The sequence below is a fragment of the Gardnerella sp. 2492 genome (assembly GCF_050320365.1).
Lineage (GTDB): Bacteria > Actinomycetota > Actinomycetes > Actinomycetales > Bifidobacteriaceae > Bifidobacterium.
The window spans coordinates 1,018,259-1,042,513 of sequence record NZ_CP186952.1; the positions used below are offsets into that span (position 1 = coordinate 1,018,259).

13 protein-coding genes and 3 rRNA genes are annotated in these 24,255 nt (G+C 43.5%); 12 read left to right on the plus strand and 4 right to left on the minus strand.

The window, feature by feature from the left end; translation table 11 throughout:
* Positions 1-206: 206 nt before the first annotated feature.
* From ACPFYS_RS04030 to ACPFYS_RS04060, 7 genes are all read left to right on the plus strand, one after another.
* Positions 207-3,194: a cation-translocating P-type ATPase gene (locus tag ACPFYS_RS04030; RefSeq protein WP_427876080.1), complete on the plus strand. Its 2,988-nt coding sequence runs from the start codon at positions 207-209 to the stop codon at positions 3,192-3,194.
* Positions 3,195-3,439: 245 nt separating this feature from the next.
* Positions 3,440-4,021 carry a dCTP deaminase gene (gene dcd / locus ACPFYS_RS04035; protein WP_427876082.1) on the plus strand — a complete coding sequence of 194 codons (582 nt, stop codon included), beginning with the start codon at positions 3,440-3,442 and terminating at the stop codon, positions 4,019-4,021.
* A gap of 326 nt (positions 4,022-4,347) precedes the next feature.
* On the plus strand, positions 4,348-5,085 hold the full coding sequence (locus ACPFYS_RS04040; RefSeq protein ID WP_427877651.1) for an alpha/beta hydrolase: 738 nt from the start codon (positions 4,348-4,350) through the stop codon (positions 5,083-5,085).
* Between the two features lie 66 nt (positions 5,086-5,151).
* Positions 5,152-5,613, plus strand: coding sequence for a nucleoside deaminase (locus ACPFYS_RS04045; RefSeq protein ID WP_427876083.1), 462 nt, complete (start codon positions 5,152-5,154; stop codon positions 5,611-5,613).
* Between the two features lie 214 nt (positions 5,614-5,827).
* On the plus strand, positions 5,828-6,796 hold the full coding sequence (locus tag ACPFYS_RS04050) for a ketopantoate reductase family protein (protein WP_427896771.1): 969 nt from the start codon (positions 5,828-5,830) through the stop codon (positions 6,794-6,796).
* Positions 6,797-7,026: 230 nt separating this feature from the next.
* Positions 7,027-9,828, plus strand: coding sequence for an SGNH/GDSL hydrolase family protein (locus ACPFYS_RS04055; RefSeq protein WP_427876087.1), 2,802 nt, complete (start codon positions 7,027-7,029; stop codon positions 9,826-9,828).
* Between the two features lie 94 nt (positions 9,829-9,922).
* Complete coding sequence (locus tag ACPFYS_RS04060) at positions 9,923-11,797, plus strand: alpha-glucosidase (protein ID WP_427876089.1); 1,875 nt, start codon at positions 9,923-9,925, stop codon at positions 11,795-11,797.
* Positions 11,798-11,828: 31 nt separating this feature from the next.
* Here ACPFYS_RS04060 and ACPFYS_RS04065 read toward each other — a convergent pair whose 3' ends face one another.
* Positions 11,829-12,614 (minus strand): SIR2 family NAD-dependent protein deacylase, encoded by a 786-nt coding sequence (locus tag ACPFYS_RS04065; RefSeq protein ID WP_427876091.1) that lies wholly within the window; start codon positions 12,612-12,614, stop codon positions 11,829-11,831.
* Positions 12,615-13,241: 627 nt separating this feature from the next.
* Between ACPFYS_RS04065 and ACPFYS_RS04070 the strand changes: the two genes are divergently transcribed.
* The 5 genes from ACPFYS_RS04070 to ACPFYS_RS04090 all read left to right on the plus strand — a co-directional run bounded on the left by ACPFYS_RS04070 (position 13,242) and on the right by ACPFYS_RS04090 (position 21,477).
* Positions 13,242-14,767 (plus strand): 16S ribosomal RNA (locus ACPFYS_RS04070).
* A gap of 377 nt (positions 14,768-15,144) precedes the next feature.
* Positions 15,145-18,205: ribosomal RNA gene (locus ACPFYS_RS04075) — 23S ribosomal RNA — on the plus strand.
* Positions 18,206-18,387: 182 nt separating this feature from the next.
* Positions 18,388-18,504 (plus strand): 5S ribosomal RNA (gene rrf / locus ACPFYS_RS04080).
* The 16S, 23S and 5S rRNA genes sit together here, the layout of an rRNA operon.
* A 767-nt stretch (positions 18,505-19,271) precedes the next feature.
* The gene (locus ACPFYS_RS04085; protein WP_427876092.1) at positions 19,272-19,991 is read left to right on the plus strand and encodes a nitroreductase family protein; all 720 of its coding nucleotides are present in this window, start codon (positions 19,272-19,274) and stop codon (positions 19,989-19,991) included.
* Between the two features lie 154 nt (positions 19,992-20,145).
* Positions 20,146-21,477, plus strand: coding sequence for an ATP-binding protein (locus ACPFYS_RS04090; protein ID WP_427876094.1), 1,332 nt, complete (start codon positions 20,146-20,148; stop codon positions 21,475-21,477).
* Positions 21,478-21,655: 178 nt separating this feature from the next.
* Here ACPFYS_RS04090 and ACPFYS_RS04095 read toward each other — a convergent pair whose 3' ends face one another.
* From ACPFYS_RS04095 to ACPFYS_RS04105, 3 genes are all read right to left on the minus strand, one after another.
* Positions 21,656-22,027: a hypothetical protein gene (locus tag ACPFYS_RS04095; RefSeq protein ID WP_427876096.1), complete on the minus strand. Its 372-nt coding sequence runs from the start codon at positions 22,025-22,027 to the stop codon at positions 21,656-21,658.
* Positions 22,028-22,188: 161 nt separating this feature from the next.
* Positions 22,189-23,349 (minus strand): histidine kinase, encoded by a 1,161-nt coding sequence (locus ACPFYS_RS04100; protein ID WP_427876098.1) that lies wholly within the window; start codon positions 23,347-23,349, stop codon positions 22,189-22,191.
* Positions 23,346-24,017 (minus strand): response regulator, encoded by a 672-nt coding sequence (locus tag ACPFYS_RS04105; protein ID WP_427876100.1) that lies wholly within the window; start codon positions 24,015-24,017, stop codon positions 23,346-23,348. Before ACPFYS_RS04105 ends, ACPFYS_RS04100 begins: the two co-directional genes overlap by 4 nt.
* Positions 24,018-24,255: the final 238 nt, after the last annotated feature.

Here is a 24,255-nt window from a genome sequence, read left to right on the forward strand (position 1 = left end):
GAGGCATTGCTATTAATAGCTTTTCGAAGTGTCCAAAGTTTGCTGCTTCTAAGCTTGGCGAGTTGTATGGCATAATAGAACGGTACTTAATTGTTGCAAACTATTGCAATATTCCACAACCGCGCAATAGTTACAATACGAATCGCTAAAAATAGCGTTAGCATTGCGATTATTGACTACTCCGCGGCATTCCCAAGGGGGAAAATATGGTTGATCACGCTATTGATCAATCCGAAATTAAAGACTCTGGTGCTTATCAGAAAGACCCATCTTTAGAGGATTCCAAAACTGTTGCTGAAGCTTTACATGTTAATGTTGCGCAAGGTTTAAGTTCTGAAGAAGCAGCTCGTAGACTTGAACAATTTGGCCCAAATGCTTTAGCTGCAGCTCCTAAAATTCCAGCATGGAAACGATTCCTTGAACAATTTAAAGATCCGCTCGTTTATTTGCTTATTGCAGCAACTATTATTTCTGCAATAGCATGGTTTGTTGAGCGTTCTCAACATAAAGGCAATAGTGGTGGAGAGATTCTGCCGTTTGATTCAATCGTAATTATCATTATTTTGATTGCAAACGCAGTTCTCGGCTATATTCAAGAGTCGCGAGCAGAAGAAGCAGTCGAAGCTTTAGCTAGAATGAGCGCTCCGCAAACTTCAGTTTTGCGCAATGGTAGCGTTGTGCGCATTAATACTGCAGAAGTTGTTCCTGGAGATATTCTTGTGCTTGGCGAAGGCGATGCGGTTTCAGCGGACGCAAGATTACTTGCTGCAGCATCGTTACGCGTAGCAGAGGCAAGTCTTACCGGGGAGTCTGTTGCGGTAAGTAAGAAACCTGATACTTTACAATCTGCAAAAGCTTTAGGCGATCGTACAAATATGGTTTTCAACGGAACCGCTGTTACGCAAGGAACTGGCCGCGCTGTAGTTACAGCTACAGGAATGCGCACGCAAGTTGGCAAAATTGCGGATATGCTTTCAAAGTCGGATGATGAAGCAACACCTCTTGAGAAAGAAATGGTACGCGTTTCTAAAGTTCTTGGAATTGCGGTGTGCATTATTGCTGTTGTAGTTCTTGCATCAATGTGGATTCTTGAAGGTTTCCATACTATTCAAGATATTATTGATTCTTTGCTGCTTTCTGTTTCCCTAGCTGTTGCTGCTGTTCCAGAAGGTTTAGCAGCTGTTCTTACTGTGGTTCTTGCTCTTGGTGTGCAACGAATGGTGAAACATCATGCTGTTGTAAAAAAGCTTTCATCTGTGGAAACACTTGGTTCTGCTTCTGTTATTTGCTCCGATAAAACAGGCACTTTAACTCGAAACGAGATGACTGTTGAGCGCGTAATAACACCTAGCGGCGAAGTTCAGCTTACGGGAAGCGGTTACAAGCCTGAAGGTCGCATGATATTAATTGGTTCTGAGGATGCAGATCTGGCAGTTCCGCAAAATCTTGCTACAGAAGTATTAGGTGCTTTAGGCTCTGGATGTTTAGCTAACGACGGCGATTTACACTATGACGAAACTGCTAAAAATTGGCAGCCTGTGGGAGATCCTACAGAAGTTTCGCTAATAGTAGCAGCGCGTAAAACAAAAGCAGACAAACGTTACGCTCATTTGACTCGAGTTGCGGAAGTACCTTTTACTTCTGAACGCAAGCGTATGTCTGTTGTTGTTAAAGATGGTTCGGATTCCGGCAATCTTATGGTTTGCGCTAAAGGTGCTCCGGACGTTCTTCTTTCTTATTGCACGCGTATTGCAGTAGCTGGTGCCGTGCGTCCGCTTACTGACGGCGATCGCGAAGATATTTTAGCAACTGTTGAACGTCTTTCAGGAGAAGCCTACCGCACGCTTGGAATGGCTTATAGGCCGCTTGGAGTCGATAGTCTTTCAAAAGTTGATGGCATGGTTTCTAACGCTGCAGGTCAAATCGCGGACGTTGCGGAACAAAGTGACGTACTAGAATCTGATTTGATTTGGAACGGTATGGTTGGAATTATTGATCCTCCGCGAATTGAAGTTCGAGATAGCGTAGCTCAAGCTCATCGCGCTGGAATCCGCACTGTTATGATTACAGGCGATCATCCTCTTACAGCTACGCGTATTGCTCGAGATCTTGGAATTATTGGAAAAGATGGGCATGCGCTTACAGGCGACGAACTTGACGATTTGCTTTCACGCGACGACGATAATATTGCTTTTGATGAAGCTATCAGTAAAACTAGCGTGTACGCGCGAGTAGCTCCTGAACACAAGTTGGCAATTGTTTCTTCGCTTCAACGTCAAGGAAATATTGTTGCTATGACAGGCGACGGTGTGAATGACGCTCCTGCAGTAAAATCTGCCGATATTGGCGTTGCAATGGGCATTACTGGTACTGAAGTAACTAAAGAGTCTGCCAAGATGATTTTGGCTGACGATAACTTCTCTACAATTGTTGCAGCAGTGCGCGAAGGCCGCGGAATTTTCGACAATATTCGTAAATTCTTGCGATACTTGCTTAGCTCTAATGTTGGTGAAGTATTCACTGTTTTTGGCGGCGTTGTTTTCGCTGGAGCGTTGGGAATTACTCAACCAAACTCTACAGGCGTTACACTGCCTTTGCTCGCAACGCAGCTTTTGTGGATTAATCTGCTTACGGACGCGGCTCCTGCGCTCGCAATGGGTGTTGATCCGCAAACTGACGATGTAATGGATAGAAAGCCTCGAAAACTCACAGATAGCGTTATTGACCGACCAATGTGGGGAGATATTGTATTCATTGGCGTACTGATGGCTGCTATCACTTTGATTGGCATGGATATGCATTTGGCAGGCGGATTGTTTACGGATCGTTCAGTTGGAGTTATGAGTCACGCTGCTCAAATGACACATGCGCGCACTATGGGCTTCACAATTCTTGTGTTTGCTCAAATGTTGAACGCACTTGCTTCGCGTTCTAATTTGCAGAGTGTGTTCGTGGGATTGTTTGCAAACCGTTGGCTTTGGGCTGCTATAGCGGTTTCTGTAGTACTTCAGCTTGCGGTAATTTATATACCGTTCCTGAACGAGCCATTTGGTACTGTGCCGCTTGACTGGACTGAATGGTTCGAATGCCTAGGCCTTTCGATGGTTGTGCTAATTGGCTCTGAGCTGCGTAAATGTGTTTTGCGTTTTATGGCTAAACGCAAAGCTGCAGGAGCTTTGACAATGCCTGCTTAACGAAATAAGTGCATTATAGCAATTCTCAAATACGCGGTACAGTACGTGGTTTTCTTGCATCACCTACGTTTTGTACCGCGTTTTTGTGTTTTTAGTTTCTGTAAAATTTTTTGTAATCAAGTACAGACTGCAGCACGCGCTACAATTGTGCATATTGTAATTTTCGCGCAAAATAGATTATAAAAATATTTCGTGCGAACGATGAAGTTGCTTTTATACAGTCTTTTGCAAGGAGATTTGACGTTATGCTGTTGTCTGATCGCGACATTCTCAAAGCTCATGATGAGGGTCATATTGATTTGACTCCGTGGACTCCGGAAATGGTACAGCCTGCGTCAATTGACGTGCGTCTTGATCGTTTCTTCAGATTATTTAATAATCACGCGTATACGTATGTTGACCCTGCGGAAAATCAGGGTGAGCTTACTGAAGAGTTTGCTGTTAAACCTGGTGAGCCTTGGATTCTGCACCCAGGTGAGTTTGCTTTAGGTTCTACTTGGGAGTATGTGAAACTTGATGCAACTATTGCTGCGCGTTTGGAAGGCAAAAGTTCTCTCGGACGTCTCGGAATTTTGACGCACTCTACTGCCGGTTTTATTGATCCTGGTTTCGAAGGTCATATTACTTTGGAACTTTCTAACGTGAGCACTTTGCCGGTTAAATTGTGGCCTGGCATGAAAATCGGCCAAATGTGCTTCTTCCAGATGAGCTCCCCTTGCGTGCATCCGTATGGTTCATCAGTGAACGGCTCTCACTATCAGGGTCAGCGTGGTCCAACACCTTCTCGTTCATACGAGCATTTTTATCGCGCTGATTTGGATGACTGAATTGCAATTTGGGAAAGAAGAGTCTCTAAAAACGAGATTTTCGGTAGAAAAGTAGGAAATTCTCAGACAATTCACAGATAATCTTTGTGAAGTGTTAAGAATTATATGTTTAGATAATAATATCAACAAAAAAGATGGGCGCCAAAAGCGCACATGAATTATTCTTTCTTCTCTCCTTTATTTCCCCGGCGCGTGACGCCGGGGTTAAATTTTTTTAGCACAACAAAGCAAAGAACGCTGGTGAAATTATGAATGAAACTATTAATTCTGATGATTCTATGAATACTAATAAGTCTACGAATAGCATCAATAATAGTAATAATCTCATGTCTGCTAAAACATATGAATCTCATATTGGTCGCGAATCTAACATAATTAGAGGGCATTTTGGAGAGCCGCTTGAAGTAACGTGTGCTAAGTATTCGAGAGGTAACGCAACGGCATACCCTGCTCATCCGCTACTTCTTTTGCTGCACGGTTGGGGATCCAACGAAGAAGATCTTCTTGATTTGTTGAGAGTAGTAGCGCCTTACAATGATGCAATTGCACTACGAGCTCCGCTTAAACTTGCGGAAGGTGCTTACAGCTGGTTTCATGATGCTGTGCCGCAGCGCGAAGATTTAGATTACGATATGTATGCTGCTGCCGCCGCGATAGACGAATGGGTGTGTGAAAATGTTCCAGAGAATCGCGATATTGTGCCATTTGGTTTTTCACAAGGTGCTGCGCTCGCAGTACATGTTTTGCGTTTGAATCCTGCGCGCTATCGTGCTGCTGTTTCACTTTCTGGTTTTATAGCACCTAATGTTCCTGCTTTTGCGTCTGAAATTGTGTTGAAAGATGATGATCTAGCGGAGCGTAATACTCCAGTATTTTTCGGTTACGGTTTAGAAGATGATGTGATTCCACCTTACGAATTTTCAGCTGCCGCAGCATGGCTTGAGGAGCACACTTGGCTTGAAGAACGTCGTTACCGAGGTCTCGATCATTCTGTTGATATGAATGAAATCGGAGATATTCGTAGATGGTTTATTACTCACGATATTTCTTCTGGGCTTATGTAGAGATTCACTTAGGTTTATGTAGATTTATTCGATTTTTATTTGTTTCTTAGTTTGTAAAGTGATTTCATGAACATGAGCGATGAGATAGTATTTGCAATGAATCAAGCCTTAGTTTTGGCTCGAGAATCTGCTTCTGCAGGCGAGGTTCCAGTTGGAGCAGTTGTGCTTGATGGTGATGGGAATATTATTGGCAAAGGCGCAAACATGCGAGAACAGAAAGCTGATCCTTTGGCTCACGCTGAAGTGCTTGCTATGAAATCTGCTGCTTTTTCGCGAAGATCTTGGAATTTATCTGACTGCACTCTTGTAGTAACTCTTGAACCTTGCCCTATGTGTGCTGGGGCTGTGTTGCAGACGCGACTTAAGCGTGTAATTTTTGGAGCATGGGACGCAAAACTAGGTGCGTGCGGATCTGTTTGGGATATTTTGCGAGATCCTCATGTAGGATCATATCCGGAAGTTATTGGTTCAGTATGTGAATCTGAGTGTGCTCAACTCTTGCGAAACTTTTTTGAGAATCACCGATAATTGTAAATTAATACATAAAAATTTTGACATTTATCCAAAACTGTGTAATATGCTATAAAAACCAAAAATGAGTCGACTCTAAATCTTCTTATATTTGCTGATTTAGTCTCGGTTTCGTTTTGGTTTTTATTATATCTGCAGTCGCTTCGACGTAATTCCTGTAAAACGCATGAATCTCGCCTAAGCACATTTTTATCTAAAAGGAGGTGTCACTATGAGTGGCATGAAATATGCAATGATCGGTTCGGGAGCTATGGGGTATCGCTATGGCGTTTTGTTGCAGGAAACGGCCGGTATTCATGTTGATTTCATTGACGCCTGGGATGAAAATGTGAATAAGGTTCGTGAACAGGGCGGCGTAATGGTGAGCCGAGACCATGAAAACCGTCATCTTGTGCCAATAAATATGTATACGCCTGAAGATTACGACGGTGATCCAGATGTGTGGATTGTATTTATGAAGCAAATGCAGCTTGCGGAAATGTTGGAGCGTTGTAAGCATTTGTTCAAAGAGCATAAGGTTGTGTTTGCTGCAATGAACGGTTGGGGTCATTTTGAGAAGCTTCAACAGTATTTCTCGGACGATCGTATTTACGGCGGTACTGCAATGATTGCAACCGTTTTGAACGGCCCGGGTGATGTTGATTTTATTGGCAAAGTTGGCGTTGGCACAATGAATATGTGCGCATTGAACGAGCAGGTGAGCGATGTTGAGCTTGCTATGCGAGACGATTTTAAAGCTGCTGGACTTAACCCTACAATTACGGAAGATTTCAAGGGTACGTGCATGGCTAAGGTAGTTTTCAATTCCGTAGTTAACACTTTGTGCACAATGTATCAGATTCAGATGGGTCAGTTTATTTCTTATCCTGGAGCTATGGATATGGCTCGACAGCTTATTAACGAAGCGTACGACGTGTGCGATCGTGCAGGAATTCGTATGGTTAATACGCGTCAGCAGGAGCTGGAGGCTATTGACTATGTGAGCAGAGTCGCAAATCCTTTGCATTATCCTTCTATGTACCAAGATATGAGCCGCGGTCGCAAAACGGAAGTTGATTATATCAACGGATATATTGCGAAGCTTGGTCGCGAAAACGATTATGTTTGCCGCACTCACGAGTTCTTAACTCACGGCGTGCATTTGGCGGAACTTGCATTCAAGCTGCATAATCAGAAATGAGCGGTATTTAATTTTTTACAGAACGTACCATGAATGAGAAGGAGGTGCGGCTCGCGGTTTTTTACTGCGAGCCGCTTTTTTGTATCTTTATTTTTTTATTCACGTATCCGACAGTTCTTTTTATTGTTAGTTGAGTTTAACGGTAGTATTCTGAAAACTGAGAGTGTATTTCTGTTACTCAGTGATACTAATCAATACATAGATGTTTTGTTAGTTATAAGTGGGTTTATATGAAGAAGGTAGTAGTTATAGGTTTTAGGCGTGCAGTAAGTAGCTTGTTAAGTATTTTTATGTGTATTGCGGTTTGTGTTTTTGAGGAGGCTCCTGTTGCGCACGCCGAAGTTAGTTTGCCAAATGTCTTGAAATTCTATGTTATAGGAGATTCATATACTGCTGGTAATGGCACAGTTGGTTCTAAAGAGTATGCAAATGAAGGAGGTTACTACGGCGAAGGGTATAAGAAAAATAAATATGAAAAGGCTGAATCTCTTAGAAGCCATAGAAATTATGGTGAAGATGCTGTTCGTTTATTAAATAGCAGAGGTTATTCTGTTATTTATGGTAATTATGCAAATAGTGGTTCTACTATCACTGCTGAAGATTCTCAAAGTGACGGATATATTCTTAAACAAGTAGATAAATTACCTAAAGATGCTGATTTGGTTGCTTTTACAGCTGGTGGCAACGATGTAGATTTTAATAAAATAGTTACTAGCTGTTTTGCTCTTCCTAATTATGATAAATGTAAAGAATCTGTCAAAAAAGCTCATAATAAGCTTGATAAAGTTATTAATAGTACAAATGACCTGCTTGAGAAATTAGAAAATCGTATTGCGAATGGTCGTAAAGCACATGTGGTACTCATGGGGTACCCTCTACTAAGTACCAATACTGACTATACTCTTACTCATTCAAGTTCTACTGTCTTTACTAGTTTTATAGAAGGCATTTCTTCAGGTTCTTCTGCAGCTAAAGATTTAACAAAGGAATGGTGTAGTGGAGCATGTACTGATGTTGCAGGACTTGTTGGAGCAGCTTTAACAGCATTAATAAATTCTGGAATACATTATATTGCGAAGGATTATAATACGTTAATAGATTTATTTACTGAGCCCTATTCTGCAGCCTTGGAAGTAAGAAAACTTGGAAGAGAAGCTGTTAAAAAACAGAAAGAATTAGTAAAAAAATGGAATGCGAAAAAAACTAATCTTAAAGTATCTTTCGTAGATAACACTGGTATTTTCGATAAGGATCAGCATGAACCAAATCCTAGTAGTAGTGTCTTTGCTGCCCTTCCAGATGTTACTCTAGATAAAAAACATGTTATTAGTAATATTGTTGATGCAGCTACTAGAATTGCAAAATTAAGATCAAATCCTAAGCGGTGGATTAATGAGTTAGTGGAAACTGCTGGAATACAAAACGGCAATGAGAAAACAAGGGCTAGTTTTTCTATTAATCAACTCGAGTGGTATCATCCAAATATTACCGGTCATGAAAAAATGGCTGAAAATTTAGTGAATAGTCTCAATATTGATGAAATTATTAAAGACAAGAAAGACAATGATTATTCTACTACTTCTAATCCTATTGATGTTGCATTTGTGGTTGATGCAACAGGATCTATGCAAGACGATATAGCAACTGTTTGCGAAAATATTAATAGCATTATTGATAATGTTAAAAGTCATTCGAGTCATGCCAGATTTGCTTTAATCACTTATAAGGATGATCCAAATAATGGTGGTTCTCCTGATGATTACACATCTAAGCTGGAACAGGATTTTACAACAAAAGCCATTGATATTAAAAATAAACTTGCTTCACTGAATGTTGATGGCGGTGGAGATGAAGCAGAAACTGTGTACAGCGGTTTAAACACTGCTTTAAATCTAAATTGGGCACATGGTGTTAAAAAAATAGCGTTAGTATTTGGTGATGCGCCTGCAAAAGATCCAGAACCAGCCTCTGGTCTAACAGCTGAGAAAATCATAAAACATTCACATGATGTTGATCCTGTAGAAGTATATCCTATAGATACAGGTTATTTACTCAGCGGCGATAGTACGCTTAAAAAAGTTGCAGATGAAACATCTGGTAAAATTTATAATGCAAATAACACTGATGAAATAGTAAAGTCTATAAATTCAGCGCTTGGTTCATCTTTAGATAAGCCGTTTGCTTGGCTAGATGGTCCTTATGTTGCGCAAACTGGTTCCACTATTGAATTTAGTGCAAGAAATTCATATTCTCCTAGTGGAAACAAAATTGTTAAATACGAATGGGATTTCAACGATGATGGTGAATATGATGCTACAACTACTGAACCTACAATAAAGCATACTTTTAGTGATATTTACGGTGGGAATGTAGTAGTGAGAATAACTGACAGTAATGGTTTGATCGCTTTAGGATCTACTCGTGTTGATATTACAAAAGATGGTGATTTGATTGATGATGCTCACGATAATTGCCCTACTGTAGCTAATCAAAGCCAATCTGACACGGATAAAGATGGTGTAGGTGATGCGTGTGATTCAACTCCTGGTTTTGAAAAATTAATTGATAAAAATACGATCGCTGTAATTAACGGTAAGCCGTCTAAAGGTAATCAGTTTATTAAATTATCTAATTACAAGATTAAACAGGGTGATAATACTAAATTTATTGCTGGATATTTCAACAGAAAGTCTAAATTGCAGATTCTTATCGATGAAAAATACATCGGTTCTTATACGGTTCCTAAGAGTATGTATGTGGATGATTTAGTTGAGATTCCTATTAGTACTTCACTTGGTAAACATAAAATTACAGTAAAATCAGGCGATCTTTCCGCTGCAACTACAATTACAGTTGAAAAGTGTGAAGAAAATAAATCCTCTAGCGGAATACCTGTATTTATAATCACACTTCTGTTGCTATTTGTACTGCTTATCATAGTATGTCTATGTGTTTTCATAATTTTGCGAAAGAAGAGGCGTGCTCGCAAAAATAGTGAATTTAACTTTTCGAATATGAACATGAGATACTAAAGTAGATTCTCTTATATTGTTATGCGACGCATTAGTGTTGTCTAGTAACGTTAATATATCTTTGTTTACTTAACTGCTAATTAATGGGGATTAAATGACTACTTTTGACAGAGCGAACTTGCCAGAATCCGTGCGCACAAACGGCGCTACACCAAACCCTTGGTGGGCAAATGCTGTAGTGTATCAGATTTATCCGCGAAGCTTTCAGGATACTAATGGCGACGGAATTGGCGATTTGAAGGGCATTACATCACGCCTTGACTATTTGGCCGATTTAGGTGTTGACGTGCTCTGGCTTAGCCCTGTTTACAAGTCACCACAAGACGATAACGGTTACGATATTTCCGACTATCAAGATATTGATCCGCTTTTTGGAACTTTGGAAGATATGGACGAGCTTCTGGCTGGAGCTCACGAGCGCGGTCTTAAAGTTGTGATGGATTTGGTAGTAAATCACACTTCTGACGAACATGCTTGGTTCCAGGCTTCAAGAGATGCTTCTAGTGATTATGCGGATTGGTATTGGTGGAGACCTGCGCGTGAAGGTTGCGTGCCTGGTGAGCCGGGTGCAGAGCCAAATAAGTGGGGCTCGTATTTCGGTGGTTCCGCGTGGACTTATGATCCAAAGCGCGGAGAATACTTCCTTCACCAGTATTCACCAAAGCAGCCAGATTTGAATTGGGAAAATCCTGCGGTTCGCATTGCAGTGTACAAGATGATGAATTGGTGGATGGATCGCGGAATCGACGGCTTCCGAATGGATGTGATTACGCAGATTTCAAAGCATGTTGATTCTGAAGGCCGTTTGCCGGGTGAGGTTGGTTGCAAGATTGAAGATTTGCCGGCTGGCGCCGACGGCTATTCTTCTCCATTTCCGTTCTGCTCGGATGGTCCTCGTTTAGACGAATTCTTGCGCGAGATGCGTGCAGAAGTTTTCGAAGGGCGCGAAGGTTATCTTACTGTTGGTGAGGCTCCGGGAATTTCAGCGCATCGCAACACATATATTACGGATCCTGCTCACAAAGAACTCGACATGTTGTTCCTGTTCAACCACGTGGATATTGATTGCGAAAACGGAACTAAGTGGAATCCTGTACCGCTTAAGCTTACGGCATTAAAGCGTGTGATGGCTGAACAGCAGCAGGCTGTAGCGGATGCTGGTTGGGCGAGCCTGTTCTTTAATAATCACGATCAGCCACGTGCGCTTTCTCGCTGGGGTAGTGAGGCTAGCGACGAGATGCGAGTTCGCTCCGCTAAGGCGATTGCAATGCTTCTCCACATGCATCGCGGAACCCCTTACGTGTATCAGGGTGAAGAAATTGGCATGACTAACGCGCACTTTACGCGTCTCGAGCAGTATTGTGATTTGGAAGCGTTGAATATGTTTAAGCAGCGCGTAGAAGAAGCACATATTCAGTCTGCTGAGTCGATGATGGATGCGCTCGCAAAGCGTGGTCGCGATAATTCTCGAACTCCAATGCAGTGGAATGCTTCTAAATATGCGGGATTTATGCCTTTTAATGTCGCATCGAAAAATAACGCGGAGCCATGGATTAGTGTGAATCCTAACTATGCGGATATTAATGCGGCTGAGCAGATGGAAGATTCAGATTCTGTTTACGCTTTTTACAAGTATTTGATTGCTTTGCGCCATTCGGAGCCGATTGTTTCCGCAGGTTCTTGGAATTTGGTTGATGCTGACGACGAGTGTGTGTACGCTTTTTTGCGCGAGCTTAAATCTGATTGCAAAGAGCAGGAAGATTCTACAGAACGCATGCTCGTAATGGTTAATATGACCGACTCAACTGTTCCTATCCCCGCAGAAAGTGCGCAATTATTGCAAAATAGCGCTTCTGACAGCTTTGTAGAAGGTGACGTAATAGTTACAACCTACGACGTAAATCACGCGCTTATATCGCTTAAAAATGGCACACTATCTCCTTGGGAAGGTATTGCTGTCACTTTGTGATAGTTATTTTGTAATAGTTATTTTTTAATAATCACTTTGCAATAGTTTCGTCTACTAATTTTGGCAGAGCTTTCGCAATATCTTCTCGAATAATGCGCTCTGCCAAATAGTCGTATTGCGTAGAGCCTAGATTCATTATCGTAATCGGCACTCCTGCACGCGCAGCTAGCGGTACTAGAGAAGCAGCTGGAAATACTTCAAGAGTTGATCCAATAACCCACAATTCGTCTGCTTTAACTATTGCTTGCGCGCTTCTTTCCATAGCGCCTTCAGGAAGTGCTTCTCCAAAATACACAACGTCAGTTTTAATTAAGCCATTGCAAGGCATATTGCCACTGTACGGCAGAGCGCGTCTGCAATGCGGATCTGGATGTGCATCCAAATCTGCCATAATATCGGCAGTTTTGTAGCTTGCATGGCAGCTCATGCAGTGTGATGTTCCGATGCTGCCGTGCAAGTTCACTATAATATCTGGGTTATTTCCAGCTTTTTCGTGAAGTGCATCAAAATTTTGTGTGGCGATTAGATCTAGCATTCCAGCTTGCTCAAGTTTTACAAGCGCCTTGTGTGCTGTTCCTGGCTGAGCGTTCCAAACAGGTGATTCTTTTTGCCAGCGCCAAGAGTAAACGCGATCTTCTTCGCTGCTTAGGAATGCGTCTATGTCATAAACGCTCATTTGCTCTGGATGCTTAGTCCATACGCCGTCTGGACCGCGAAAATCGGGTATTCCTGCGCTAGTAGATATGCCAGCTCCAGTTAGTACTACTATATGATGGCTGTGATTGTTTTTATGTGTACTGTTGTTGATGGTGCTCATAGTGCTATTCTCGTTTTCTTTTGTGGTTGATTTTATATTTAGCTTTTATATAGATATATAGTACTTACATATTGCGGTTGGTTGAATATTTGAATAATTACGATTGGATAGCTGTTTTTTGTTTCCGTTTCTGTTTCCGTTTTTGGTTTGTTTTTGTGTTTTTGGTTTGTGACACGCCCGGTTTTTTGGTTTGTGGCGTGTTTTTTGTTTATTTTTTGTTGGTTTTGGGTTGGGTTTTTGGTTTGGTGTTGGTTTTTGTCTTGTTTTTTCGTGTTTTCGACACGCCGGTGTTTTGGCTTGTTTTCAATGGTTTTGTGGTGTTTACTGGAGGGGGATTTGCTTTTGGGTGTTGTTTGGTGTAAGTTTATCTCTTGCTGCTCAGCGCGGCTGGTTCTCCTTCTGGGGTTGATGAGCCGGCTGGTGTGGTGGTGGTTTGAGAACTCAAGAGCGTGTTTGTACTACTTATATAGTTAATGATTGCCAGTTCATTGTCAGCCTCACAAGTTGTGGGGTGCCTGAGAGATGGTTAAATGGTGGTGAGGTTTTGTTGGGATGTCCTTTCCTTATAAGGATGTCTCGTCTTTTTCTTATTTTTTGGAGCCTTTTGTTGGCTCTTCATTGAATTTTTTCGTGGAGGGTTCGATTCTGGCTCAGGATGAACGCTGGCGGCGTGCTTAACACATGCAAGTCGAACGGGATCTGACCAGCTTGCTGGTTGGTGAGAGTGGCGAACGGGTGAGTAATGCGTGACCAACCTGCCCCATGCTCCAGAATAGCTCCTGGAAACGGGTGGTAATGCTGGATGCTCCAACTTGACGCATGTCTTGTTGGGAAAGTGTTTAGTGGCATGGGATGGGGTCGCGTCCTATCAGCTTGTAGGCGGGGTAATGGCCCACCTAGGCTTCGACGGGTAGCCGGCCTGAGAGGGCGGACGGCCACATTGGGACTGAGATACGGCCCAGACTCCTACGGGAGGCAGCAGTGGGGAATATTGCGCAATGGGGGAAACCCTGACGCAGCGACGCCGCGTGCGGGATGAAGGCCTTCGGGTTGTAAACCGCTTTTGATTGGGAGCAAGCCTTCGGGTGAGTGTACCTTTCGAATAAGCGCCGGCTAACTACGTGCCAGCAGCCGCGGTAATACGTAGGGCGCAAGCGTTATCCGGAATTATTGGGCGTAAAGAGCTTGTAGGCGGTTCGTCGCGTCTGGTGTGAAAGCCCATCGCTTAACGGTGGGTTTGCGCCGGGTACGGGCGGGCTAGAGTGCAGTAGGGGAGACTGGAATTCCCGGTGTAACGGTGGAATGTGTAGATATCGGGAAGAACACCAATGGCGAAGGCAGGTCTCTGGGCTGTTACTGACGCTGAGAAGCGAAAGCGTGGGGAGCGAACAGGATTAGATACCCTGGTAGTCCACGCCGTAAACGGTGGACGCTGGATGTGGGGCCCATTCCACGGGTTCCGTGTCGGAGCTAACGCGTTAAGCGTCCCGCCTGGGGAGTACGGCCGCAAGGCTAAAACTCAAAGAAATTGACGGGGGCCCGCACAAGCGGCGGAGCATGCGGATTAATTCGATGCAACGCGAAGAACCTTACCTGGGCTTGACATGTGCCTGATTGCTGCAGAGATGTGGTTTCCTTTCGGGGCAGGTTCACAGGTGGTGCATGGTCGTCGTCAGCTCGTGTCGTGAGATGTTGGGTTAAGTCCCGCAACGAGCGCAACCCTCGCCCTGTGTTGCCAGCGGGTTATGCCGGGAACTCACGGGGGACCGCCGGGGTTAACTCGGAGGAAGGTGGGGATGACGTCAGATCATCATGCCCCTTACGTCCAGGGCTTCACGCATGCTACAATGGCCGGTACAACGGGATGCGACATGGTGACATGGAGCGGATCCCTTAAAACCGGTCTCAGTTCGGATCGTAGTCTGCAACTCGACTACGTGAAGGCGGAGTCGCTAGTAATCGCGAATCAGCAACGTCGCGGTGAATGCGTTCCCGGGCCTTGTACACACCGCCCGTCAAGTCATGAAAGTGGGCAGCACCCGAAGCCGGTGGCCTGACCTTTTTGGAGGGAGCCGTCTAAGGTGAGGCTCGTGATTGGGACTAAGTCGTAACAAGGTAGCCGTACCGGAAGGTGCGGCTGGATCACCTCCTTTCTACGGAGTTTTTGTGCACGCTCGGTTGAGTGTGGTTTGCTGGTGTGGAAATGGTTGTTGACTGTTTGTAGTGTGGGCATGCTTTTGGGTTCCCGGATTGCCACCCCCCTTTTGTTTTGGGGTTGCGGTCCTTTGCGATCCTTGGATTACGGGTTGAGGCTTTTTGGTTTTGGCTTGGGTTCTTGGTGTTGTGGTGGTTTGAGAACTGGATAGTGGACGCGAGTAATTGATGAGATGATTCGTTTTTGTTTTGTCTTGTTTTTTGCTTTTATCAATTTCGACCGGCTCCATTTTGGTGGAGTCGTCTTGATCGTTTTGTGATCGTTTAGTGTGATGATTTGTTGTCTAGGAGTTTACTGGTAGGTTTCTTGCTAGTGGGTGTCACTGGTAAGGGCGTATGGTGGATGCCTTGGTAGACAGGACCGATGAAGGACGTGACGGGCTGCGATATGCCTCGGGGAGCTGCCGAGTGGGCTTTGATCCGAGGATTTCCGAATGGGGAGACCCGGCCACTGTTATGGGTGGTCACCACAGTTTTGTGGGGGGTACGCAGGGAAGTGAAACATCTCAGTACCTGCAGGAAAGGATACTCCGTGAGTAGTGGCGAGCGAAAGCGGATCAGGCTAAACCGGGTGCGTGTGATAACCGTCAGGTGTTGCGCATTCGGGGTCGTGGGATTGGTTGTTCAGCCTCTGACGGGGTTGAGGAGAGTGATAAAATGTCGTGCTAGGTGAATGGGATTGAATTCCCAGCCGTAGAGGGTGATGGCCCCGTAGCTTGTCGTGCGATGTCTCTTTATGCTTATTCCCAAGTAGCGCGGGCCTCGTGGAATCCCGCGTGAATCTGCCCAGACCGTTGGGTAAGCCTAAGTATTCCTGTCTGACCGATAGTGTACTAGTACCGTGAGGGAAAGGTGAAAAGCACCCCGGGAGGGGAGTGAAATAGTTCCTGAAACCGTGCGCTTACAATCCGTCGGAGCCTTTTTGTGGGGTGACGGCGTGCCTATCGAAAAATGAGTCTGCGAGTCAGTGGTATGTGGCGAGGCTAACCCGGGTGGGGGAGCCGTAGCGAAAGCGAGTTTTAAAAGGCGTTTTAGTCGCATGTCCTGGACCCGAAGCGGGATGATCTAGCCCTGAGCAGGTTGAAGCGCGGGTAAGACCGTGTGGAGGACCGAACCCACCTAGGTTGAAAACTGGGGGGATGACTTGGGGTTAGGGGTGAAAGGCCAATCAAATTCCGTGATAGCTGGTTCTCTCCGAAATGCATTTAGGTGCAGCGTCGTGTTATTGCTTACAGGGGGTAGAGCTACTGGATGCTTGCGGGCCCATACCGGGTACTAATAGCAGCCAAACTCCGAATACCTGTTAGGTTTATCACGGCAGTGAGTCGGCGGGGGATAAGCTCCGTCGTCAAAAGGGAAACAGCCCTGATCGTCGTCTAAGGTCCCTAAGCGTGTGCTAAGTGGGAAAGGATGTGGAGTCGCATAGACAGCCAGGAGGTTGGCTTAGAAGCAGCCACCCTTGAAAGAGTGCGTAACAGCTCACTGGTCTAGTGGTTCCGCGCCGACAATGTAGCGGGGCTTAAGCACGCCACCGAAGACGCGACTGTGTGATTTTTTCATGCGGGGTAGGAGAGCGTCCTGTATGGGGTGAAGCGGCAGTGTGAACTTGTCGTGGACTTTACAGGAGTGAGAATGCAGACATGAGTAGCGAGAGACGGGTGTGAATCCCGTCCGCTGGATGACTAAGGGTTCCGGGGCCACGTTCGTCGTCCCCGGGTGAGTCGAGTCCTAAGGCGAGGCCGACAGGCGTAGTCGAATGGATGAACGGGTTGATATTCCCGTACCGGTGTTATACCGTTCGAACTGAATCTGAGAGTACTAACCTTGATTATTCTGGTTGATTTCCTTTCGGGGTTTTTGGCTGGTTTGGTTTTGGGACTGTATTGGTAGTAGGTTAGCGTGGGAGTGACGCGGGTAGGTAGCCGGCTGCGGAGGTGGTTTTCCGTGGCTAAGCGTGTGGGCTGTCCTCTAGGTAAATCCGGGGGATATTTAAGCTGAGGCGTGATGGGTAGGCTGTATGGCTGATTCCGGTGATCCTGTTTGCCAAGAAAAGCTTCAACGTGAGGTGTGATTCCGCTCGTACCCTAAACCGACACTGGTGGTCTGGTAGAGTATACCGAAGCGATCGGGCGAATCCTGGCCAAGGAACTCGGCAAATTACTCCCGTGCCTTCGGCATAAGGGAGACCCCTGATGGTGATATGGTTTTACATTGTTGAGCTGTTGGGGGTGGCACAAGCTAGGGGGTAGCGACTGTTTACCAAAAACACAGGAGCGTGCGAAGGCGTAAGCCGCTGTATACGCTCTGACGCCTGCCCGGTGCCGGAAGGTTAAGAGGATCCGTTAGTTTTTGCGAAGCGGTGAATTTAAGCCCCGGTAAACGGCGGTGGTAACTATAACCATCCTAAGGTAGCGAAATTCCTTGTCGGGTAAGTTCCGACCTGCACGAATGGCGTAACGACTTCCCCACTGTCTCGGCCAGGAGCCCGGCGAAATTGCAGTACGAGTAAAGATGCTCGTTAAGCGCAGAAGGACGAAAAGACCCCGGGACCTTTACTATACCTTGGTATTGTCGTTAGGTGTGGATCGTGTAGCATAGGCGGGAGGCTGTGAAGCGTGGGCGCTAGCTTGCGTGGAGTCGAATAGTGAAATACCGCTCTTTCCATATCTGGCGTCTAACCTCAGCACGTTATCCGTGTTAGGGACAGTGCCTGGCGGGTAGTTTAACTGGGGCGGTTGCCTCCTAAAGAGTAACGGAGGCGCTCAATGGTCCGCTCAACCCGGTTGGCAATCGGGTTTTGAGTGTAATCGCACAAGCGGGCTTGACTGTGAGACTGACGGGTCGAGCAGGGACGAAAGTCGGAGATAGTGATCCGGTGCCGGCGTACGGACGTGGCATCGCTCAACGGATAAAAGGTACCCCGGGGATAACAGGCTGATCATTCCCAAGAGTCCATATCGACGGGATGGTTTGGCACCTCGATGTCGGCTCGTCGCATCCTGGGGCTGGAGCAGGTCCCAAGGGTTCGGCTGTTCGCCGATTAAAGCGGCACGCGAGCTGGGTTCAGAACGTCGTGAGACAGTTTGGTCTCTATCCTCTGCGCTCGTTGGAATGTTGAGGAGGCCTGCCCATAGTACGAGAGGACCTGGGTGGACGAACCTCTGGTATGCCGGTCGTCACGCCAGTGGCGCCGCCGGTTAGCTACGTTCGGGAGGGATAACCGCTGAAAGCATCTAAGCGGGAAGCCTGCTCCAAGATAAGCATTCCATGCACTTTAGTGTGTGAGCCCCCATGTAGAACACGTGGTTGATAGGCTAGATGTGGAAGCCCTGTAAGGGGTGGAGCTGACTAGTACTAATGGGTGATGGTGACATTTCTTGATCTCCTTTTTTTGGGGGGTTGGGTGTGTGAGTTTCTTGACTAGTATTCTTCTGTGATAGTATTGAGTGCTAAATGTTTCGTTTAACGATTGGTTGGTAAAAGTTTTTTCTCGCGTTCATGTCCGGTTCCCAGACTGCCACGTTTCCACTTACTGGTTTGTGAGTGTATAATATAGTTTTGCGGTGGTCATGGCTCAGGTGAGACGCCCGGTCCCATTCCGAACCCGGAAGCTAAGGCCTGACACGGTGAGGGTACTGCACTCGATAGGGTGTGGGAGACTAGCACGCTGCCGCATTATTTTTCTAGCGGGGAACTTGATTGTTCCCCGCTTTTTTGTTTTTTTTACTCTTGTTTTTTTGTAATCCTCTATTTACGTGCTAGTAGTCTCACAAATGGAGCAAATAATCTAATCAACAACTCCATTTACGAGAACACTCTCTCGCAAATGGAGCAGTAATCAACTGAATCAACTCCAAACGTGAGAGCGTCCTCTCGCAAATGGAGCACTGCACAACAATAAACCCTCCAAACGCGAGAGTGTCCTCTCACAAATGGAGCAGTAAGTCTAAGTTAAACCTCCAAACGCGAGACTGTCCTCTCGCGAATGGAGCACTGCACAACAATAAACCCTCCAAAAGCGAGAGAGTAGTCTCACAATTGGAGCAAAACGCAAGCCGACACCCTCCAAAAGCGAGAAAGTAGTCTCACAAATGGAGTAGTAAACAACTGAATCAACTCCAATCGTGGGCGCGACAACATGCTTGAGCGCGCATTAAATAATTTTTGTAGTTGTTAGAAAATGTTTATAACATCGGCTGATTATGTGTTTTCGACAATTTCGGCTTGCTTTTTGTAGAAAATATCGGTTGATTTGGTGTTTTCGACAAAATCACCATGATTTTTGTTTATTTCACCAACTGATTATGTGTTTTCGACAATTTTAAGTAATCAGCAAAAAAATCGTAAACAAACACACTCTCGCAAATGGAGCAAATACTGACACTAAACCCTCCAAACGCGAGAGAGTACTGCGTACGTATTTGGTGAGATATACTAAAAAGCATGATTACACAAACTTTTGAAGCACTCGCAAAGTCGCGATTTTCCGCACGTGATTTTCTAAATAAACCAGTCGATTCTAAAATCCTTGAAACTATTTTGCAAACAGCTGCACAATCGCCGAGTTGGTCTAACACTCGTGGCTACATGCTTGCTATTGCTCAAGGAGAACGTAAGCAGCAGCTTATTGATGCTTATACGCAAAAATGCAAAACAATGTTTCGTACTAAAGACGCAACTCTTAGCGAAGAAGAGCGCATTATAGCTCAGAAAATGAGCCAGCCGGATGGAGATTTTCCTGTAATGGCTCCGTATCCACAATCACTTAAAGAGCGCAGTGCGCGTTTAGGATTGGCGTTGTATAAACATTTAAATATTGATCGTAAAGATTTTCCTGCTCGAAATGCTCACACTTTACGCAACTTCCAGGCATTTGGTGCGCCAGTTATGGGATTTGTGCTTGTTCGTCGCGATTTTCTGCCGTTTGCTGCGCTGGATGCTGGAATTATGCTGCAAACGTTACTGTTGGCTGCCAAAGAGCAAGGCGTAGATTCATGCCCGCTTGGCGTTCTTGCTACATGGCGTTCACCGCTTGACGAAGTATTCGACATTCCGCCGGAGTATGCGCTGATTACTGGTTTTGCGTTAGGGTATGCGTCTGAAGCGCACGTAAATGCTTTCCGCGCGGAGCATCCGCCAATCGAACTTGCGCAAGAAAAGTAGTTCCACAAAAACCAATCTATCTTGCAAAATCCAAAGTACTTTGGAAAATATCAGATAGAAGTGCCAAATATGCCCTATTTTCGCTGATTCTATCTTGCGAAATCCAAAGTACTTTGCTAAATTGAAGATAGAAGTGGAAAGAAAAGGAATGTGAATGATTTTCAATCGTCAAAGGTGCATAAAGAAACTGAACCAGCTTAGTTGGAACGGCCTGGTTAAAATCATTACTGGTGTGCGCCGCGCGGGAAAATCCTTCATTCTTAACGAGCTGTTCTATAATTCTCTTATTTCTCAAGGTGTTTTGCAGAGTAATATTATTCGGTTTGCATTTGATGCAGACGAAGATATTGATCGTCTTGAGCCATTTGCAAATGGCGAGCCAGTAAAAATCGCAGATAAAAAACTTGGCTACGTTATAAATGCTAAAGTGTTCCGTCGCTACATTGCGTCGCAAATAAATGATAGTGACCAGTTTTACATTTTCCTCGACGAAGTGCAATTGCTTGATAATTTTGTTGGCACACTTAACAGTTACTTAAGGCACGCAAATTTAGACATATATGTTACTGGATCTAACTCCCGTTTTCTTTCATCAGACATTGTTACTGAATTTAAGGGGAGAAGCACAGAAGTTCACGTTCAACCTCTTACTTTTGCTGAATACATGGAAAGTTCTAGCAAAACGGTTTCAGAATCTTGGGCAGATTACATTGTTACTGGCGGAATACCGCTTGTAGCTAAAATGCAAAATGTTGAGGAACAAATAAAATACCTTGAAAATCTTGTTAAAGAAACTTATTTGAAAGATGTAGTTCAGCGAAACGGCGTGCGAAAAGAGCAGGCGCTTTTTGAAACGCTGCAAGTAATAGCTTCGTCAATAGGCGCTCCTGTTAACACAAGGAAACTTTCTAACACGTTTATTAGCCACGGATATGGAGAAATTACTTCAGAAACTGTTAGTCGTTTTATAGACTACTACAGTGATGCTTTTCTTGTAAGCAAAGCTCAGAAGTACAATATTAAGGGCAAAAAATACATTGATTCCTTGTTCAAAATTTACTTTGAAGATATTGGAGTACGCAACGCTTTGCTTAATTTTAGGCAAATCGAAGAGTCGCATATCATGGAAAATGTTATATACAACGAGTTAAGATATCGCGGATATAACGTGGATATTGGCGAAATGAATATTGCCGAAAATACTGGTCGAAAAGATAAAAATAACCATGATATTTATGCGCAAAAATCTTTGGAAATAGATTTTATTGCTACTTTGGGAAGTGAAAAATATTATATACAATCTGCGCTCGCTATGACGACGGAAGAAAAATCATTGCAAGAAAAGCGCTCGCTTTACTATATTGATAATTCTTTCAAAAAGATAGTAGTTACGAAAAATGGGTTGCATGCTACAAGAGATAATCGTGGGGTAGTCACCATGGATCTATTCGATTTTTTGCTTAACGAGGATAGCCTTAAGCGGTGATTTAATAGAGTGATATTAGACCTCTGAGCAAGTCAATCACTCGGTAACGTATAAACTCTATGCAAAACAAATCATTAACAGATAAATAATCAAAGGTCAAGCCGTAGGATGTGTGGCTACAGCTTGACCTTTGAAAATTGTGATATGTTTTTATATTAAAATTCGCAGTCTAATGCTTTTACTTATTTTTGGCTATGCCAAGAGCTTTTGAACTTTCATCCTTGTCAAGGCCTATAAATAGAAGCACGATTATGCCAATAATCAGCGGAACATAACCGTATCCAGATCCGTGGATTATGCCGAATATTTCCATAAGCCCATTTGCTATTACAGCTAGTGAAGATACGATAAAATATAGCTGTGCGCACCACGGTTTTTTAATGAGAAACATGGTTGCAAGGCCAAATAATCCAGCGGTAATTTGAGGCACTCCCCATAGATAATCATTACGCATTACAATCAGCGCAATTCCGCTAGCAAGAAATACGCCATTGGCTATTGTCCAAAATACGGACGGAATTTGTGCTTTTGTATCTTCTAAATTACTCATATTCTTCTCCTTCTAATACAAGAAAATAATTGTGTATATAAAACTTTGACAATTTATAAATTAATGGCGTGTTAAAAGGTAAACAATATCTTGTATATGAAAACCTTTACAAATAATTACTAACTAAAACTGCTTAAGATTCATTAATCTTTTAAACTGAATCAGTAAAGCATACTATCTATATAGTTATGTTCATTTTTGAAAGGGATAACTGCATTACATTCCCAATACTTACCAAAGGCTCGAAAATAGAGTGAACCGCCTAAATGCTTTATGGTATCGCGATGAAGCAGAAGTCCTTTTTGAGATACTGCGCGAATCACATCTTTACTTTTCCCGCCCAAAAATCGAACATTGAACTGTTTTATAACAATTTGTTTTTCGCGTATCGAAATTCTAATGTGATAAACTAAGGAAGCATATTTTCGCATGTTCAAATATAGTTCTTCGATTAATTCAATAACTTCACAGATGATTTCATCGTTAATATCTTCAGGAATATCGTTACTAGATATATTGCATATGGATCTTCCTTTTAATCCACATGATTCATTGATTGAGTCATTCATTTGTAGCGTATCTTCAATGCGCTGAATGAACTCGCTTCGAGCATCTTGCTTAGCAGTATTTCCACGTAGAATGTCGATAATATTATGACCTTCTTCAAAAGCCTGATCTGCCAAATCATTTATTTTCTCAATAGCACTTCGCTGCTTTTTAGAAATAGACTTGTCAAGTAATGCTATTTTACTTTGTAGTGCAATATCTGCAATCTTATTAGTTAATTTATCGTGCATTCGCACAGCCAGATGAAGATTATTAATTGTTTGCTTATCTTTTTCATAAAGAACCATTTTTTGGTGAGAAATGCGCAAAATAATACCAGTGCAAACGCAAAATATATTTATTAAAAGGTAAGCAATAAGATACTTGAAAGACAAAGTTGATAAGTATCGGTATGCAACGTAGTGTAATGCATCTAGCACTAAGAATAAAGGTAGTGTAAATTGAATCGGATATAAATACGAAATAAAAACAAATGATATGATGAGCCCGAAAGTTACTGGTGGAAGATTCAGACTAGGAATAGCAAGAATGCTGAGATGTACAAAAATATAGCACATGCTCATAAAATGCGGGCGCAAGCAAAGGAACAGATTTATAGCAGCAAGAATCATGTAAACTATAACAAGTTGTATTGTGCTATTGTCGCTATTGGAGTAAATATACGCATCCATTGCGCTCGACAAACATCCCAATAGTAAAAATGTTTTATTGTCAATAAGCTTTTCTCGCAAACGACGTATTAAGAAAATAATCATTGTGTATCATTTCCTAAATATTCATCATGCAACCATGTAGTAATAAGTTGTGAACGATTTGTCACATTCAACTTTTTGAACACGCGACGAAGGATAGTTTCCACAGTACAAGTTTCAACAAATAAACGTTTAGCGACTTGCGCATTGGTCATGCCTTTACTGCACAACTTTACAATTTCAGCCTCATGATCCGTTAAAGCAAGGCGTCCCTTTTTTGGTTTATTTTGCAAACGTTGAAATGCTGTCATCGTGTCGTCAAAATGAAGATCGCCTATTATTTGTGGCTTGAACGCGCCTTGGATAATACTGCTAAGCATGGCGCAAATAGTTTCGGGGTGGTTCTTTCCAACAATGCCTTGCGCGCCTGCTGTTGATGCTTTTAAAGCATAATCGTTGATAGGGAATGAAGTTATAGCAATTATTATTGGGAGTGAGTATCTTCTTCGCAATTCGTATAATATTTTAATTCCCGAAACCCCAGACATATACATGTCAATTAGCAGCACGTCTGGGCATTGATTTTGACAAAACTGAATTGCTTGATCGGCGCACGTGGACAACCAGCAAATACTGCAGGACGGAACGACCTGTTCAATATATGTTTTTAGGCCGTGTAGACAAAAACAATCATCATCAACAATGCCAACAGTAATACGCTTTGCTATCATACTGCTCCTTTAGAAAAGCATTATTTAAGTAATAATAGTACTTGAATTTGTATGATGAATATCTTGTCTAGGAAAACCTTTACAAAGTAGATTGTATAAAGGTAGTTGCGGAGCTTACGGGGGTTACTCCGCAGCGAATAAGTTCGCTTAAAGCTTAGTGATTTAATCACAATGTGGTTGAGGCTTGGCACAAGTAAGTCGCTTAGTAGTGTATAAACTCTATGCAAAATAAATCATT